Origin of the sequence: Alkalicoccus luteus (assembly GCF_052061695.1) — a bacterium.
Taxonomy (GTDB): domain Bacteria; phylum Bacillota; class Bacilli; order Bacillales; family Salisediminibacteriaceae; genus Alkalicoccus; species Alkalicoccus luteus.
This window is the reverse complement of sequence record NZ_JBPZEY010000006.1, coordinates 243,728-257,286: the sequence shown is the minus strand read 5'-3', so window position 1 is coordinate 257,286 and position 13,559 is coordinate 243,728. Positions and strand designations below refer to the sequence as shown.

Sequence of the window (13,559 nt, the reverse complement as noted above, 5' to 3'; positions counted from 1 at the left end):
GTCCTGCAGCCGCAGCTTGCGAAATTTGGTGAGGGAACTGGGGTTAATCACATCTTCTTCCGGAGCCATATCTAAAAAGAATTTAAAGGACATGTCGACCTTCGTCCGTTCGACCAGATCGACATCGGATAGATCATAAATCGTTTTAAGCAGGAGGTATTTAAACATGCGGACAGGATCAATGGCCTGTCGGCCATGGTCGGGGCAGTACTTCTCCTGCAGTTCCTCATACACAAACGAAAAGTCGACGAGCTCCTGCATACGGCGGAGCATGTGATCCTTCGGGATCAGGAGGTCATAGAGGGCCAGATACGGACTTAGCGGCACCGATGATTGTCGACGAAGCATGGTCGCCACCCGCTTTCCAAGTAGTAAACTAAGTATAGACGATCATCTGGGAAAAAGGGAGCAAAAAAGATAAAGAAGACCAAAAACGTCCACAAGGACGTTTCTAGTCTTCATCAAGGACTTTTTCAGTGGCCCCGTTCATGCCGGGTGGTTTTTATTGTTTTATTATTGTCGGCTACCAGCCGAATCCGTTAATAAAAGGGTTCGTGTCCATTTCAATACCAATTACCGTTTCCGGTCCGTGTCCGCTTAAAACCTTCGTGTCCTCCGGCAGGGAAAGCATCGTCTCATGAATGGTCTCCATCAGTAAGTCGTGATCACCTTCATATAAATCTGTCCTGCCTACTCCACCTTTAAACAGAACATCACCTGAAACAGCTGTTTGAAGCTGCGGGAAGTAATACGTTACGCTTCCGGGAGAATGGCCAGGGGTGTGCATGAGAACGAATTTGAAATCTCCTACGCTTTTATCTCCGGTATCTGTCCAGAGCACGTCTGCTTCTGAGGCAGTGACATGAACGATACCTGGAAACTTAGATGAACCGTTTTTATCCGGATCTCCAAGCCACTCCTTCTCAGCTTCGTGCAGATAAACCGGACAATTCCACGTATCTGCGGCTTCCTGTAAAGCACCAATATGATCAAAGTGGGCGTGTGTCAGCAGAATAGCCTGAACAGTGACATCAAGCTCGTGAATCCGGTTATTCAACTGGTCAAAATTACCGCCCGGGTCTACGACGATTGCACTGCTTTTCTCATAGATAATATAACAATTTGTCTGCAGCGCACCGAGTGGCAGCTGTTCAATTTTCATATCGATTCCCTCCATTATTGTCAATGTATTGTCACATTCTCCTTTACGCCCGATGGAAATGCAAGACTTCTCTCGACAAATCTGCAGAAAAAAAGTAAAATAAAATATGGAAGCAGTTTCGTATTTTCAGGCTGCTACATATTTATTGTCAGCTTGCGAGAAGGAGGTTACATGCATGTTTCTTGGACTCATAACTCTTGGTGTTACTATTTTATCTTTACTTGGCATGATTAAAGAGATGAAGCGCAAAAATGTGTTTGGAGCTGGATTTGCCTTTGTTTCAGTAGCCGTATTTGGATGGTTCTCTGTCCGTACACTTTTTGCAGTCATCTTTACAGGCGGCGGCGGCGTTGTTGCCTGACGCTACGACAGACACCGGTTAGCGCGATTTCGCGCTGACCGGTGTTTTTTCGCAGTTTATTAATTTTTCAAGACTTTCCACCGCACACGCCACAGCAGCCTGATTTGGAAGTGCTGTTGTAGCATTCTTCTGCAGGCTGCCTGAGACCCGCGTGAGAAAGAACAAGCGCTCAGGAAAGCGCCTTCGCAGCAGTTCTGTGAGCAGGGCCGCTCCGAGTGCAGCTGCAATGAGCAGAAAACCGTGCATTTCAAGACCGTGCACTGGCAGCAGCACAGCAAGATACAGGCATGCCGTAAAGGCAGGAGCAGTGGAACAGCCGGCGTTTCGTACGTCGGCTTCCATCCATTTTGCCTGCGGCAGCCGCTGTCTGCGAATTGTAAATGCCATATGCTCTGCACCGTGATAGCGCCTCAGCTGCTGAGGAAACCAGAAATGAAACGAGATTAGATAAAGGATCGCAGCATGCAGCCAGAACCATTCCTGCTGCCACACTCCTGCCGTGAGAAAAACAGCTGTCGGCAGCAGGATAGCGGCCTGGAACGGCAGCGAGAGGCTCCGCCATGCCTTCATTAACAGCTCCAACTGCCATAGAGCTGTTTTTTTTACAGGCTCATAGACCGTCGAATCTTTTACCTCCGAGATACTTGTTGGACCAATAAAGAAAATACCTCTGGCGTGTGACAGCCCAGAGATTTTCACAGCTCCTCCCCCGATAGCCGCTTCGTCCAGGAATTAGCTGGAAGCAAATCGGCAAGCTCCGCTTCCAGATCAGGAGTATCTTCGTCTATTTCTGCGTCAGCCCACGTATGATGATAACGAACTTCATCCATCATTTCTGGTTCCATTCCGCCAAACTCTACCTGGCCGAGAGCTCCGATTATCTGTTCACCATCTGTATAGGTTGGAAACGCAACCGCAAAACCATGCTCTGTCTGAAACCAGGAGCTGCTTTCGTACAGCGTTTCATCACCGTGCGTAAGTGTCAGATTGACCGAATCAGGCTCCGATTCAGAGATAATTTCTACATAATCCTGCCCTGCGATTCCATCCTCCGGAAAACTTCCCCATTGCCAGTTCAGCTGAAGCGGCGCCTCCTGGCGAACCGTAAGCTCCAGATTTTCTTCCAGATCGGTGTTTGTAAATCCGCCTGTTCCGCTCATCGACACATAACCAAATACGAAAAGCATAGCCATGACGGCAAGAGGCAGAAAGATAACTGTTTTATTCCCCTTCATAAAGCTGTCATGCCCCTTTCAAGAACGTTTTAGATGCTAACCATGCTGCACCAATCACACCTGCATCATTACCGAGCACGGCAAGGTGTATTTTCGTCTTTTCACCGATTACCGGTATGGCAAACCGCTTAAAATGACGGGAAATAGCATCTGTCAGAAACGTTCCTCCCTTAGATACACCTCCACCGACGACTATCACTTCAGGATTTAATGAGTTACAGAGATTAGCAAGCGCAAAGCCTAAGTGCTCCGCTGCTTCTTCAAAAACACTTTCTGCGTCCGGATCACCTGCACGGGCACCATCCAGTACATCCTTGGCAGAAATCGTTCCCTGTTCGGCTAATCGTTCCTGCAGATACCCGCGGCGTTCTGTTTGCACTTTCTCCAGTCCCAGCCGAGCTATGCCAGTTGCCGAAGAAACCGTTTCAAGACAGCCGTTCTTCCCACAGTTACAGCGTGCTCCGTTTTCCCGGACAGATTGAATGTGTCCGATCTCACCAGCCATGCCGAATTCGCCGTGAATGATTTCTCCGCCGGCAATTATGCCTCCGCCGACGCCCGTTCCAAGCGTGACGGCAAGCAAATTAGACGCCCCGGCGCCGGAGCCTTTCCATTTTTCACCCCCGGCAGCGAGGTTAGCATCGTTATCGACTACGACCGGCACATGCAGGAGCGCTTCAAGCTCCTGTTTTAGTGCATAGTCTTTCCATCCGACATTAACTGCTTCGGTGATGATGCCATGCTCAACATCAATGAAGCCGGGTGCCCCCACGCCAGCTGCAACAATCGACAGATTATCCTGTTTTAATTTCGCCTTAATAGAAGCCGCAGTCTCCTCCATAATATAGGCACCTTGCGCCTGCTGATTCGTAGGAATTTCCCATTTCTGATGAATGGTGCCCTCCTGATCAATCAGGGCTATTTTCACCGTCGTTCCTCCTACATCTATCCCCGCTACCAATGACTCTAACTTTCCCATCCGTATTCCCCTCTCTTTTAAACAGAAAATCTGTATATGTATTGTCGTGTATTTTTTCTTCAGCAGGAAACTGCATCTATGTTGTTGACAGCCGATTTCTCTTCTCGTAGACTGCCTGCATCGCCTCCCGATAAAAATCGCTATCAATAATACCTAGTTGATATTGTTCCTTCAGTTCATCTGCTATCATCTCGAGATCGGCTCTGGCATCGCCAGTATAAACAATCATGTGGTATGTGCGTAGATGGGAAAGCAGTTCCGCATACGTCAACGTTCACCCCTCCTGACCAGTGTCATTATATCAGATTCTGTATTCACGTTCACGGTTGGATTCCTTGAATAGAGCATTGAATAATCTCATAAAGCATGATATGATTAGTTTGATCAGTATTTCACAAATTGGAGGATTTACTCATGAACGACACTAAATTAGCACAAATCATAAAAGAAGGTATATATGGAAAGCCTGAGCTTCGTCCAGAAGAAAAGCATCTGTTTCTAGGTACGTTTGCAGAACGGGTATATCTGGCATTGACCAACGGCCAGGTTTATAAAGCAGGAATGTATGATGAAGCCGTCGAGCTGATGAAGCGTCACTCCGATATCAGGCTTCTGATCAATGGGAATCTGCCCTACACATCTTACAGCAATTATGTAAAAGAGGCCGGCAGACTTAACGTGCCATTCACCGTTCACAATGACTTTCACTCAACACCGCTGGGAATTGTACTCACGTCCCAATATAAGCCTGTTCATACATCTTCCATTTATATTGAGGATGACATTTTCGATCAGGATATGGAAGAAGCCGACCGGTGATATGTACGATTGACGATGTCAAAAAAGCGGAATCATATCTCGGACGAACCGGTGATTTGATCCCGCAGTTCCACATAGTCTTCCTCGTTTCTCACTTCAATCGCACGATCAATTGATTCCAGTGCCAGTTCATATTCCCCGCGCTCGTACTGGAGCAGCGCCAGGTTGTAAAATGCTTCGTGGAAATCATCGCGGAGCGCGGTCGCCTGCTCCAGATTTTCTTCAGCCTGCTCATATTGCTCTTCCTGAATTTGTGCATACGCTAGCAGAAAATATGCATTTGGCAGCAGCACATCTGCCGGGATTGGTCCGTTTTCCGGAGGATCAAAAGACAGTGCGGTCGTTAAATACTCCTCAGCCTGATCAAACTGCTCTGCCTCTACCGACTCTCTTCCAAGTTCATAGTATACCGCTTGAAGCTGGCTGCCATCTGCTTCTTGTCCGAAGCCGACAGCCACGAGGATACTCCCGGCTGCAGCCATCGTGAGCAGACCTGCAGGGCGCAGCCAGCTTCCCTGTCTGTTTGGCAGACCTGCTGCTGAGGCTGCGAGAAACCCGCCTGCCAGTCCGCCAAGGTGGGCACCGTTGTCAATCATAGGCACGCTGAAACCGAATACAATGTTAATGACGAGAATCACCAGAATGCTCGTTCCAAATGTCCTGAAAAAAAGCTTTTTATTTCTGACGCCAAAATAGAGCAGCGCCCCGAACAAGCCGAAAATTGCTCCGCTGGCACCGGCCGATATATTGTCATTAAAGACAAAGCTCGACAGTGACCCGGCAAGGCCGGCCGCAAAATAAATCCAGGCAAACCTGGCTGTGCCAAAAATCCGTTCGACGGCTGTTCCAAGATAAAACAACGCCAATGAGTTCATAAACAGATGGAGCATGCCGATGTGCAGGAACATAGCTGAAAAGAATCGCCACCATTCCCCTTCCAGTATAAGCGGATCAAATTTTGCTCCAAATTCAATCAGCGTAAGGGTACTCATAGAAGACCCTTCCAGCTCCATAAGCAGAAAAACAGCCGCAATGGAGGCAAGCAGGAAAAAGGTTAGTCGCGGCTTTCCATAAAAGAACACTTCTTTCGCTTCGTTTTGACGCGTCTCATATCGTTTCTTCACACGCTGCTTCAGCTGTTTGACATACATCTCGTGATCATCTGCAGCTCCTGCTCCTGAGAAATCAGGCATATGCTCAAGCTTCCATTCAACTGCTAACGGAAACAGCTTCTCTTCGAGCTCAGATGAAGGGATCAGTATGGTTCTCATCTGATTTTTACCACCTGCAGTAAGCGGAAGCGGCTTTGAAACATCTTCTTCATAGCTGTCTACGGGAGTAAATGGAGCGAGGATCACATTAATCACGTTCGCCGAACGCATTTTCAATCGTTTGCGAACCGTTTTCGCTGATTCATAGGTCCGGTTTATATCATTGCGAAGCTGCCTGCTCCAATCGTAGCTTTTTAATTGCAAACGAATCACAGAGCCGGGCTTTTTTCTATCATCTTCCATCCAAACAATCGGACCGTCTTCATTAACATGCACAATGTTTAATCCTTCCGATCCGGAAAGGTGATCAGCCAGCTCCCAAAACTGTATTTCTGCCTGCAGCGCATCCATGCTCAGCCCCCCTTCACCCTGACTCTTTATCTATCGTGCGAACATCGTATGGAACCCCCACCCGTCCAGGATGGGGGTGCAGCAGGACATCCGCCTTCTATTTATTATTGTACATGAAATACAGGCTTCATTGCCTGCTTCAGGACTTCAGAAGAATGTTTGAGCTGTTTTTCCTCTGTTTCTGAAAGATCAATCTCTACGATCCGTTCGATCCCCTTACGGCTCACGACCGCAGGGACTCCGATATACAAATCATGCAGCCCATATTCCCCTTGCAGAAGCGTGGAAACTGTTAAAATAGAATGCTCATTTCTTAAGATCGTTTTAGTCAACCGAGCAAGGCCCATTGCAATTGCATAATGGGTTGCCCCCTTGCGCTCAATAATGTGATATGCCGCATCTCTGACGTTTATAAATATAGTGTCTAAATCCTCCTGCGTTCCCTCCGGCTTATACTTACTCATGTACCGGTCGATATGTTCGGAGCCTATTCGCGTCTGGCTCCATACCGGAAGTTCAGTATCCCCATGCTCACCCATGATGTAGCCATGCACATTACGAACATCGAGCTGAAAATACTCGCTAAGCATGAAACGGAATCTTGCAGTATCGAGAATCGTTCCAGATCCGATGACGCGTTCCATCGGCAGCCCGGAGTATTTCCAAACTGCGTATGAAAGCACGTCTACCGGGTTAGTTGCAATTAAAAACAGGCCATCGAATGAAGCACCCATCACGTTATCAACAATCGACTTAAATATAGCAGCATTTTTTTCTATCAAATCCAGCCTTGTTTCGCCAGGCTGCTGATTTGCCCCAGCTGTGATCACAACAATATCTGCCTCTTTGCAATCTGCATATGTTCCTGCCCACACTTTTGTAGGAGCGCCAAATGGAACGCCGTGGTTCAGGTCCATAACGTCTCCCTCTGTTTTTTCTTTGTTTAAATCGATCAGTACAAGCTCATCCGTGATATTTTGGTTAATTAACGAAAACGCATAGCTGGAACCTACAAATCCAGTCCCGATCACGACGACGCGGGAAGGTCCTTTTGAAATTGTCATGACGATGACCCCCTTCAGTATTGTGAATTTCTTCACAATTAATTATACCGGATGCTGGTCGTTTTGAGAAGCGGATAAATAGCATTTGCTTTTTCTTATGTGAACAACAAGACACAAAAGCCGGCTAGAAACGCGGCACTGCAGGTAGCAATCATGTTCACAGCGTCATTATTTATACCGCGTATGCCTTTAATCACAAAGGTCGGTTTCCCGCAGTGCTGCTCTTTTTCAGTTGCTTCACCGCAAACGGGGCAGGTATAGAGAAGCTGCAGTTTTTCGCCGACTGCAGAGTCAATCAGCTGGCCTGTGAACCCCGCTGCAGCAATGATTAAAGCGTGCAGGGCGGTTATATCTGCAAACAGCAGATATGCTGCAGCCGCAGTTAATACAGCACCTCCAAAAGCCCAGCTTGAACCTTTCGCAGTGACTGCTCCGGATACTCCAGCCTTTACCCGTTTACGGGAAATGATAAGCACTGCAGTCCCCGCCGTACGTTTACCAGCTGCAGACGCCCACGTATCGGACGTTGCAGCAGCTAACGATGCTGCAAATGCGGCCATGATGAATGCAGCAGGAAAAACACTGTAAACGAGACCTGCGACAGCAGCCGCACCTCCGTTCGCAGCCACTTGGACGGCATCACGCCTTGACCCTTTGGCCTCCACTTCTTCAGCAGGACGAAACAGCCGCTCCAGCAGGTAGGAGGACCCGAAGAAAAAACCAAGCAAAAATAGACCGTTCCAGCCAACCAGCGACACCGAAATACCGACGGCAAGAGACGCAGCCAGACCGCTTCCTGTAAGCAGCCCGCCTGCAAATGCGCCTGCAGCAGCCAGACACGCTGCGAGGATCGTCATCATGTTTTTTCTTCCGCGGCGATGAGAAGTTTTTCTACCGGTACATCAAACGATTCAACAGGCAGCGACTCTACAAGCTGAAATGGATAAACGAGTGAAACTGTCCATCCTTTATAATCAATCAAATATCGATCAAAATAACCCCCGCCATAGCCAAGCCTGTATCCGCTGTCATTAAAAGCAAGCCCCGGCACGATCAAGAGATCCAGCATATCTTTTGAGACCGCTTCGCCTGCGGCTGGTTCAAGCAAGCCAAAAGAAGCTTTCTTCAGTTCACTTTTGTTCGAAAAGCCGCGGAATACCATCTCGCCCCTTTCGATTACAGGCGCCGCCGTACGCTTTCCTTCCAGCCACGCGCGCTTGAAAATTCCTGCTGTATCCGTCTCCGTCCCGACAGAAATAGTGAGGCCGATAGTCTTCGCCTCAATCCAGCAAGGATGCTGAAAAAGGCTCTGCTGCAGCTGGCGGTCGAATCCCATCCGAGAATCGGCCGGCATTTTCTGGCGCGCTGCCTTCATCTCTTGTCTCAGTTGAGCTTTATCCATATTCTTCACACCTTTCCTCCACTAAAGAACTATGTGAACGATTATCGCATAAAAAAACCCGGATTTCCCTGTCGGGAAAATCCGGGTCCGTTTCAGCCGTTACTTCGTTTCACGGTGAAGCGTGTGGCGCTTAAGACGCGGGCTGTACTTTTTCAGTTCCATACGGTCCGGGTTTGTACGCTTATTTTTTGTCGTAATATAGTTACGGTCACCTGTCTCAGTGCAGGCAAGAGTCACTTGTACACGCATGTTAATACCCCTCCAAACTCATTTTTACTCATACCATAAAATAATAGCAGACTCCTTTTCACTTATCAAGAGAATCCGTAAAGGAATTTTCCTTTATACAAATTTTAAGCTCAGGATGGGGAAGAGGTAAAGGTTTCAATCATTTCTAAGTACTCCATGCTGCTATTCAGTTCAAACCTTCCCTGCTGCAGCAGCTCTTCTCTGCCGCTCTCTCTCCATTGGTCGCGGAATTCGCTCTCCTCTTCGACCAGCCCTGTCTGGACTAAAAAGTCGGTTACGTCACTCGTTGTCATACCTGACTCTACTGTTAAGAAAGCGATGATTCGCTCTTCCCCAGGCTCGTGATCAGCTTCCTGCAGCATGGCATTCGCTTCTTCTGCCTCGGCAAGTTCGTTACGAAGCTGTTCAAGCTCCGCTTCCATAGAAGCTGTTAACTCCTCGTCTGGCGCAGGCTCAGCTGCTAATTCTTCCGTTTCTGTTTCGTCATTTCCCTGTTCTGTTGACGGAGATATCCAATCCGTCGACAAATACATGTTAACCGCTAAAAAAATACCAGCCGCAAAGGTAATAAAGCCAGCACCTTTATAGAAATCGTTCGTCATTAGTAGAAACCCTCTCTGCCTTAAGCGTACATTTATCCTGCAAGAATTCGTTCGATATCCTTTACAGAAACTCCCGTTTTATGCGAAATCGATTCTGGAGAATGACCCTTTTCCTGTAAAGTAAGCAGCTCATCTCTGGAAACATCAGGACCATCAAGACGCGCTTCAAGCTGTTCAATTTTCTTTTTAAGTAAGTATACTTCCTGCATCATTTGAATAGACTGCTGCTCGAGCTGCCGATCCAGCTGTTTGTAAGGATCTTTTTTGAAAAATGCTACCGCGAAAAACAGCGCAGATAGAGAAAAAACGCCAATCAAAATCCACATACATCGGTCATCCTTTACGATTTAATTGTAGGTGTTGTGCAAAACCGTTATCTATTATAGCGAAGAATGCTCTAAAATGCACCACTCATTCTGTACAAACAAGAATAGTACTAGAAAGCATTTCTGGGAAAAGCGCTCGTCTCCCGCTGCCAAACAACGAACATGCAGGCTGCCGCCGTTATCTGGTGACAGCCTGCATGAATGCTGGCATTTTCAATTAATCTGCAGGATCATTGTCCGGCTCGTCTACTTCCGAACCGCCCTCTGGTCGAGCCGGGCCGCTGCGTTCTTCTTTAAGCTCATAAAACGCTTCTAATGATTGTTCAGCGATCGTATTCGCGATACCGGAAGCATCAGAGCCTGAGTCCGCACCCGGCACAAGGACGGCGAAGGCAATCTCCGGATCGTCATACGGTGCATAGCCGGCAAAAGTCTGATTGTTCGCATCTTGTCCGTCTACGCGCACTTGCGCCGTACCGGTCTTGCCGGCAACTTCGACATCGAGGTCCTGAAAGTAGGCTCTTGCCGTTCCCTGAGTTCCGTTTACAACCCTGTAAAAGCCTGTCTGAATTCGATCGAAGTACTCCTGATCGACGTTAATCGTATTTAATATCTTTGGCTCAAACTGATGGGCAATTGTACCAAGCCCTCCGCTTTGAGGATCCGGCTCCAAAATCTCACTCACCACTCTTGGCGCTACCCGCACTCCGTCGTTTGCAATAACAGACGCATACTGTGCGAGCTGCATAGGTGTATACGTATCAAACTGGCCAAAAGAGAGGTACAGCATATTACCAGGGAATAACGGATTACCCCCGTTAATACCCGCTGATTCACCCGGCAGGTCGATGCCGGTTTCAACACCAAGCCCAAACTGTTGGTAATAAGAACGAAGAATGTCATAGCCCCGCGTAAAGTTGCCCCAGTTTCGACCGGATACTCCCGGTACGTAATCAACAAGTCTCATCGCTACTTCCACCATATAAATGTTGGAAGATCGTTCAAGCGCTGTCAGATCATCTACATAGCCCAAATTGTTTACAGAGCTGATTGTCGGAGAATCGGGCAGATTAAGTGGACGGTCATACACGCCTGACCCGGGAGGCAGCACTCCTGTATCATATCCTGCAAGTACCGTAGCTCCCTTCATAGCTGACCCGACTTCGAAGCTGGCATTAAATGTGCGCAAATCTGCAGAGCCACCACCAGCTCCTGCCATCGCCAGCACTTCTCCAGTGTCTGGTTCCATCATGACGACATACGCATCCGGGTCACCAACAAAATCTCCGCCACGATCGTCCAAAACATCGTCAATGACGCTGCTGACGCGCTGGTAGAGCTCCATATCAACCGTGAGCTTTAAATCCTGCCCGCGGCTCCCCGGATTTTCCGAAGGCTGCCGGACTGCACTGCCGCTTCCGTCCAGGTAACTTTCACGCTCGCCTTTACGGCCGCGCAGCACTGATTCATACTGTGCTTCTAAGTAGCTGTTTCCAACTTCCTCGTTTCGTTCATAGCCCTGAGCGAGATAGGCGCTTAAATCATCCCGTTCAATCGAGCCGACAGAGCCAAAGACGTTTCGCAGCTGGTCACCGTAAACATAGCGTCGCACGGAGTCACGAATAATGTCTACACCTTCCAGCTGGTCGATATGTTCCATGATCCTGGCAGCTTCTTCATACTCTACCCCGCGCAATACTTTATGCGGCACATCGTTATACCCCGCGTTCAGCTCTCTCCAGATCATAAATACTTCATAATCCGTTTCACTGAACGTTGCAAGCTCTTCTTCTGTAATGGATTCAATTCGATACTGGTGTGCTTCACCATCTGACAGATCAGCTTCGCTTTGCTCTTCCAAAGACAGCTTCTCAAGAAATGCTTCTTCGTTCAGGAGCGCCCAAAATTCACGGCGGTCTCGGTCGAATCTCGATTCTACGCCTTCTGTGTCAATGGTGATGAATTCGTTCAAGCGTTCGGCAGTATCCAGCAGTGCTTCTTGAGGACGGTTCCGGTTCGTATATGTAACAGTTAACTGGAGTTCGTTGTCTACCAGCTTGTTACCGTAGCGGTCGTAAATCAGGCCCCTGGGTGCCTCTACTGCTTCACTGGTGCTGACCTCTCCTTCCAATTGTTCCTGAAACCCTTCCCCCTGCACGATCTGTACCACGCCGAGCCGGAGAACAAGCACAGAAAACAACAGAAACACGACGAAGAAAAGAATGTTCAGCCGAATAGACAAATGTGATTTATGAATTAATTTATCGCTCATATAAACCCTCAATTCACTCATAATGTACGCTGGCAGCGATGGAAAAAAACGCTCTAAAAAAGACTGCCGGTTCAGCACCGCAGTCAATTAGGACAGCCCGCATGTGCGGTTATCTTCAAGATTTCACGAACCCGCCCTAGGCAGGTGGGTGCCTGCAGAAAGACATTCAGCTTCCCTGATGACAGGGCATGCTGGCCGCTTTTCAATGTAAGGCTCCCAATGTGAATTGGTGTTCGGTTCGAATTAAACTGGAAGTTCACCAACACCGCAGGCATGTTTAGTATGTAATTCTATTATACAATAGCGGCCCAGCAGCCGCAATACTGGTTTGATCAGGAAGGATGTACGTTGTTATTGCAGGTATCCTCGCTTTCCTTTGAAGCGCCTGCATCAACCATGCTCTATTTGGCAGAAGTCCAGCCTATTATACAAAAAAACCCGCCGAATAAGCGGCGGGCTTCCATCTATTACTTGGCTTCCTGATAACGTTTTTCAACTTCGTTCCAATCAATAACATTGAAGAATGCTTCCACGTAATCTGGACGCTTGTTCTGATACTTCAAGTAGTAAGCATGCTCCCAAACATCGACACCGAGCAGAGGTGTTTTGCCTTCGCTGATTGGTGTATCCTGGTTTGGTGTGCTTGTAATTTCAAGCTGGCCGCCGTTTACGACCAACCATGCCCAGCCAGAGCCGAAGCGCGTCAAGGCTGCATTTTTGAACTCTTCTTTGAACTTGCCAAAGCTTCCGAATGCAGAATCGATTGCTGAAGCGACATCACCGGATGGAGTTCCACCGCCGTCTGGAGACATCAGCTTCCAGAATAGCGTATGGTTATAGTGACCGCCGCCATTGTTGCGTACCGGGCCGCGAACACTTTCCGGAAGAGAGTTCAGGTCTGTGAGAAGGTCTTCGATGCTCTTGCTCTGAAGATCACTGTGTCCTTCCAGTGCATCGTTCAGCTTGGTAACATACGTGTTGTGGTGCTTGCCGTGATGAATTTTCATTGTTTCTTCATCAATATGCGGTTCAAGCGCATTGTGGGCATAAGGTAGATCTGGTAGTGTAAAAGCCATTCTTATCTCCTCCTGTTTTTCTAATAAAATCGGCGCAGGTACGATGAATCAATTGTACCTGCCTCACATACATTATCAAATATTCCACCCATCATCAAATGTTAAACCTCGCATTTTAATTCCAATTCTGAAGCTTTATGGAGGGGCTTAGCATTTCTGCTGCTGATTTCAGCTGGAACCATTCTTTTTCAGGACGGTAATCTAAAATGAGCTCATTCTCGTAAAGCCAATCCGGCCCTTTCTCAATCGCTGCAGGAAAACCGGTGTTTGTTTCAATCACTTCTGCCTTTTCCGGCAGGTCTGTTACGGCAGCCAGCCTGACTACCCCATTTACCACTCAGCCTGTTCCTTTCGTGTCATACCAGATGTAGAGCGTCTGCTGATCACTCA

The 13,559-nt window shown here is 48.0% G+C and carries 18 protein-coding genes and 1 other RNA gene; 2 read left to right on the top strand and 17 right to left on the bottom strand.

Translation table 11 applies throughout. The annotated features are described in order from the left end of the window. Together ACSZLD_RS10520 and ACSZLD_RS10515 are read right to left on the bottom strand one after the other, a co-directional pair. Positions 1-348: transposase (locus tag ACSZLD_RS10520; protein ID WP_444685131.1), on the bottom strand; the 348-nt coding region annotated here is incomplete at its 3' end. A gap of 175 nt (positions 349-523) precedes the next feature. Next, positions 524-1,162 (bottom strand): MBL fold metallo-hydrolase, encoded by a 639-nt coding sequence (locus tag ACSZLD_RS10515; RefSeq protein ID WP_377910693.1) that lies wholly within the window; start codon positions 1,160-1,162, stop codon positions 524-526. 175 nt (positions 1,163-1,337) lie between these two features. On the opposite strand from ACSZLD_RS10515, the gene ACSZLD_RS10510 reads away from it, so the two are divergent. Next, positions 1,338-1,523 (top strand): DUF2759 domain-containing protein, encoded by a 186-nt coding sequence (locus tag ACSZLD_RS10510; RefSeq protein ID WP_377910694.1) that lies wholly within the window; start codon positions 1,338-1,340, stop codon positions 1,521-1,523. Positions 1,524-1,541: 18 nt separating this feature from the next. Here the strand turns inward: ACSZLD_RS10510 and ACSZLD_RS10505 are convergent, their stop codons facing one another. The 4 genes from ACSZLD_RS10505 to ACSZLD_RS10490 form a co-directional block, all read right to left on the bottom strand. Further along, the gene (locus ACSZLD_RS10505; protein WP_444685130.1) at positions 1,542-2,222 is read right to left on the bottom strand and encodes a hypothetical protein; all 681 of its coding nucleotides are present in this window, start codon (positions 2,220-2,222) and stop codon (positions 1,542-1,544) included. Next, complete coding sequence (locus ACSZLD_RS10500; protein WP_377910696.1) at positions 2,219-2,758, bottom strand: hypothetical protein; 540 nt, start codon at positions 2,756-2,758, stop codon at positions 2,219-2,221. Before ACSZLD_RS10500 ends, ACSZLD_RS10505 begins: the two co-directional genes overlap by 4 nt. A 7-nt stretch (positions 2,759-2,765) precedes the next feature. Continuing rightward, a complete protein-coding gene (locus ACSZLD_RS10495; RefSeq protein ID WP_377910697.1) occupies positions 2,766-3,737 on the bottom strand; it encodes an ROK family glucokinase in 972 nt (323 codons plus the stop codon). Between the two features lie 76 nt (positions 3,738-3,813). Continuing rightward, entirely contained in the window at positions 3,814-4,008 is a 195-nt protein-coding gene (locus tag ACSZLD_RS10490) for a YqgQ family protein (protein ID WP_377910698.1), read from the bottom strand. A gap of 143 nt (positions 4,009-4,151) precedes the next feature. Here ACSZLD_RS10490 and ACSZLD_RS10485 point away from each other — a divergent pair, with 143 nt between their 5' ends. Beyond that, complete coding sequence (locus ACSZLD_RS10485; protein WP_377910699.1) at positions 4,152-4,556, top strand: YueI family protein; 405 nt, start codon at positions 4,152-4,154, stop codon at positions 4,554-4,556. 32 nt (positions 4,557-4,588) lie between these two features. Here the strand turns inward: ACSZLD_RS10485 and ACSZLD_RS10480 are convergent, their stop codons facing one another. The 11 genes from ACSZLD_RS10480 to ACSZLD_RS10430 form a co-directional block, all read right to left on the bottom strand. Continuing rightward, positions 4,589-6,178, bottom strand: coding sequence for a rhomboid family intramembrane serine protease (locus tag ACSZLD_RS10480; protein ID WP_444685129.1), 1,590 nt, complete (start codon positions 6,176-6,178; stop codon positions 4,589-4,591). Between the two features lie 104 nt (positions 6,179-6,282). Then, positions 6,283-7,242: an L-lactate dehydrogenase gene (locus tag ACSZLD_RS10475; protein ID WP_444685128.1), complete on the bottom strand. Its 960-nt coding sequence runs from the start codon at positions 7,240-7,242 to the stop codon at positions 6,283-6,285. Between the two features lie 95 nt (positions 7,243-7,337). Continuing rightward, on the bottom strand, positions 7,338-8,102 hold the full coding sequence (locus ACSZLD_RS10470; RefSeq protein ID WP_444685127.1) for a DUF92 domain-containing protein: 765 nt from the start codon (positions 8,100-8,102) through the stop codon (positions 7,338-7,340). After that, the gene (locus tag ACSZLD_RS10465) at positions 8,099-8,644 is read right to left on the bottom strand and encodes a 5-formyltetrahydrofolate cyclo-ligase (protein ID WP_444685126.1); all 546 of its coding nucleotides are present in this window, start codon (positions 8,642-8,644) and stop codon (positions 8,099-8,101) included. Before ACSZLD_RS10465 ends, ACSZLD_RS10470 begins: the two co-directional genes overlap by 4 nt. Positions 8,645-8,743: 99 nt before the next feature. Continuing rightward, positions 8,744-8,893, bottom strand: a complete 150-nt coding sequence (rpmG, locus tag ACSZLD_RS10460; RefSeq protein WP_168006422.1) for a 50S ribosomal protein L33 — start codon at positions 8,891-8,893, stop codon at positions 8,744-8,746. Between the two features lie 110 nt (positions 8,894-9,003). Next, positions 9,004-9,495 (bottom strand): hypothetical protein, encoded by a 492-nt coding sequence (locus ACSZLD_RS10455; RefSeq protein ID WP_377910704.1) that lies wholly within the window; start codon positions 9,493-9,495, stop codon positions 9,004-9,006. A 32-nt stretch (positions 9,496-9,527) separates the two neighbouring features. Then, positions 9,528-9,821 (bottom strand): hypothetical protein, encoded by a 294-nt coding sequence (locus ACSZLD_RS10450; protein ID WP_377910705.1) that lies wholly within the window; start codon positions 9,819-9,821, stop codon positions 9,528-9,530. 217 nt (positions 9,822-10,038) lie between these two features. Beyond that, complete coding sequence (locus ACSZLD_RS10445) at positions 10,039-12,093, bottom strand: peptidoglycan D,D-transpeptidase FtsI family protein (RefSeq protein WP_444685125.1); 2,055 nt, start codon at positions 12,091-12,093, stop codon at positions 10,039-10,041. Between the two features lie 91 nt (positions 12,094-12,184). Continuing rightward, positions 12,185-12,370: non-coding RNA, 6S RNA (gene ssrS / locus ACSZLD_RS10440), on the bottom strand. A 190-nt stretch (positions 12,371-12,560) separates the two neighbouring features. After that, positions 12,561-13,169: a superoxide dismutase gene (locus tag ACSZLD_RS10435; RefSeq protein ID WP_444685124.1), complete on the bottom strand. Its 609-nt coding sequence runs from the start codon at positions 13,167-13,169 to the stop codon at positions 12,561-12,563. Between the two features lie 115 nt (positions 13,170-13,284). Further along, positions 13,285-13,506 (bottom strand): iron-sulfur cluster biosynthesis family protein, encoded by a 222-nt coding sequence (locus tag ACSZLD_RS10430; protein ID WP_444685123.1) that lies wholly within the window; start codon positions 13,504-13,506, stop codon positions 13,285-13,287. Positions 13,507-13,559 lie beyond the last annotated feature (53 nt).

Excerpts from the sequence above, each read along its gene's own strand:
- ACSZLD_RS10515 (WP_377910693.1), bottom strand. The coding sequence starts at position 1,162 with ATGAAAATTGAACAGCTGCCACTCGGTGCGCTGCAGACAAATTGTTAT.
- ACSZLD_RS10510 (WP_377910694.1), top strand. The coding sequence starts at position 1,338 with ATGTTTCTTGGACTCATAACTCTTGGTGTTACTATTTTATCTTTACTT.
- ACSZLD_RS10500 (WP_377910696.1), bottom strand. The coding sequence starts at position 2,758 with ATGAAGGGGAATAAAACAGTTATCTTTCTGCCTCTTGCCGTCATGGCT.
- ACSZLD_RS10495 (WP_377910697.1), bottom strand. The coding sequence starts at position 3,737 with ATGGGAAAGTTAGAGTCATTGGTAGCGGGGATAGATGTAGGAGGAACG.
- ACSZLD_RS10485 (WP_377910699.1), top strand. The coding sequence starts at position 4,152 with ATGAACGACACTAAATTAGCACAAATCATAAAAGAAGGTATATATGGA.
- ACSZLD_RS10480 (WP_444685129.1), bottom strand. The coding sequence starts at position 6,178 with ATGGATGCGCTGCAGGCAGAAATACAGTTTTGGGAGCTGGCTGATCAC.
- ACSZLD_RS10475 (WP_444685128.1), bottom strand. The coding sequence starts at position 7,242 with ATGACAATTTCAAAAGGACCTTCCCGCGTCGTCGTGATCGGGACTGGA.
- ACSZLD_RS10470 (WP_444685127.1), bottom strand. The coding sequence starts at position 8,102 with ATGATGACGATCCTCGCAGCGTGTCTGGCTGCTGCAGGCGCATTTGCA.
- ACSZLD_RS10465 (WP_444685126.1), bottom strand. The coding sequence starts at position 8,644 with ATGGATAAAGCTCAACTGAGACAAGAGATGAAGGCAGCGCGCCAGAAA.
- rpmG (WP_168006422.1), bottom strand. The coding sequence starts at position 8,893 with ATGCGTGTACAAGTGACTCTTGCCTGCACTGAGACAGGTGACCGTAAC.
- ACSZLD_RS10455 (WP_377910704.1), bottom strand. The coding sequence starts at position 9,495 with ATGACGAACGATTTCTATAAAGGTGCTGGCTTTATTACCTTTGCGGCT.
- ACSZLD_RS10450 (WP_377910705.1), bottom strand. The coding sequence starts at position 9,821 with ATGTGGATTTTGATTGGCGTTTTTTCTCTATCTGCGCTGTTTTTCGCG.
- ACSZLD_RS10445 (WP_444685125.1), bottom strand. The coding sequence starts at position 12,093 with ATGAGCGATAAATTAATTCATAAATCACATTTGTCTATTCGGCTGAAC.
- ACSZLD_RS10435 (WP_444685124.1), bottom strand. The coding sequence starts at position 13,169 with ATGGCTTTTACACTACCAGATCTACCTTATGCCCACAATGCGCTTGAA.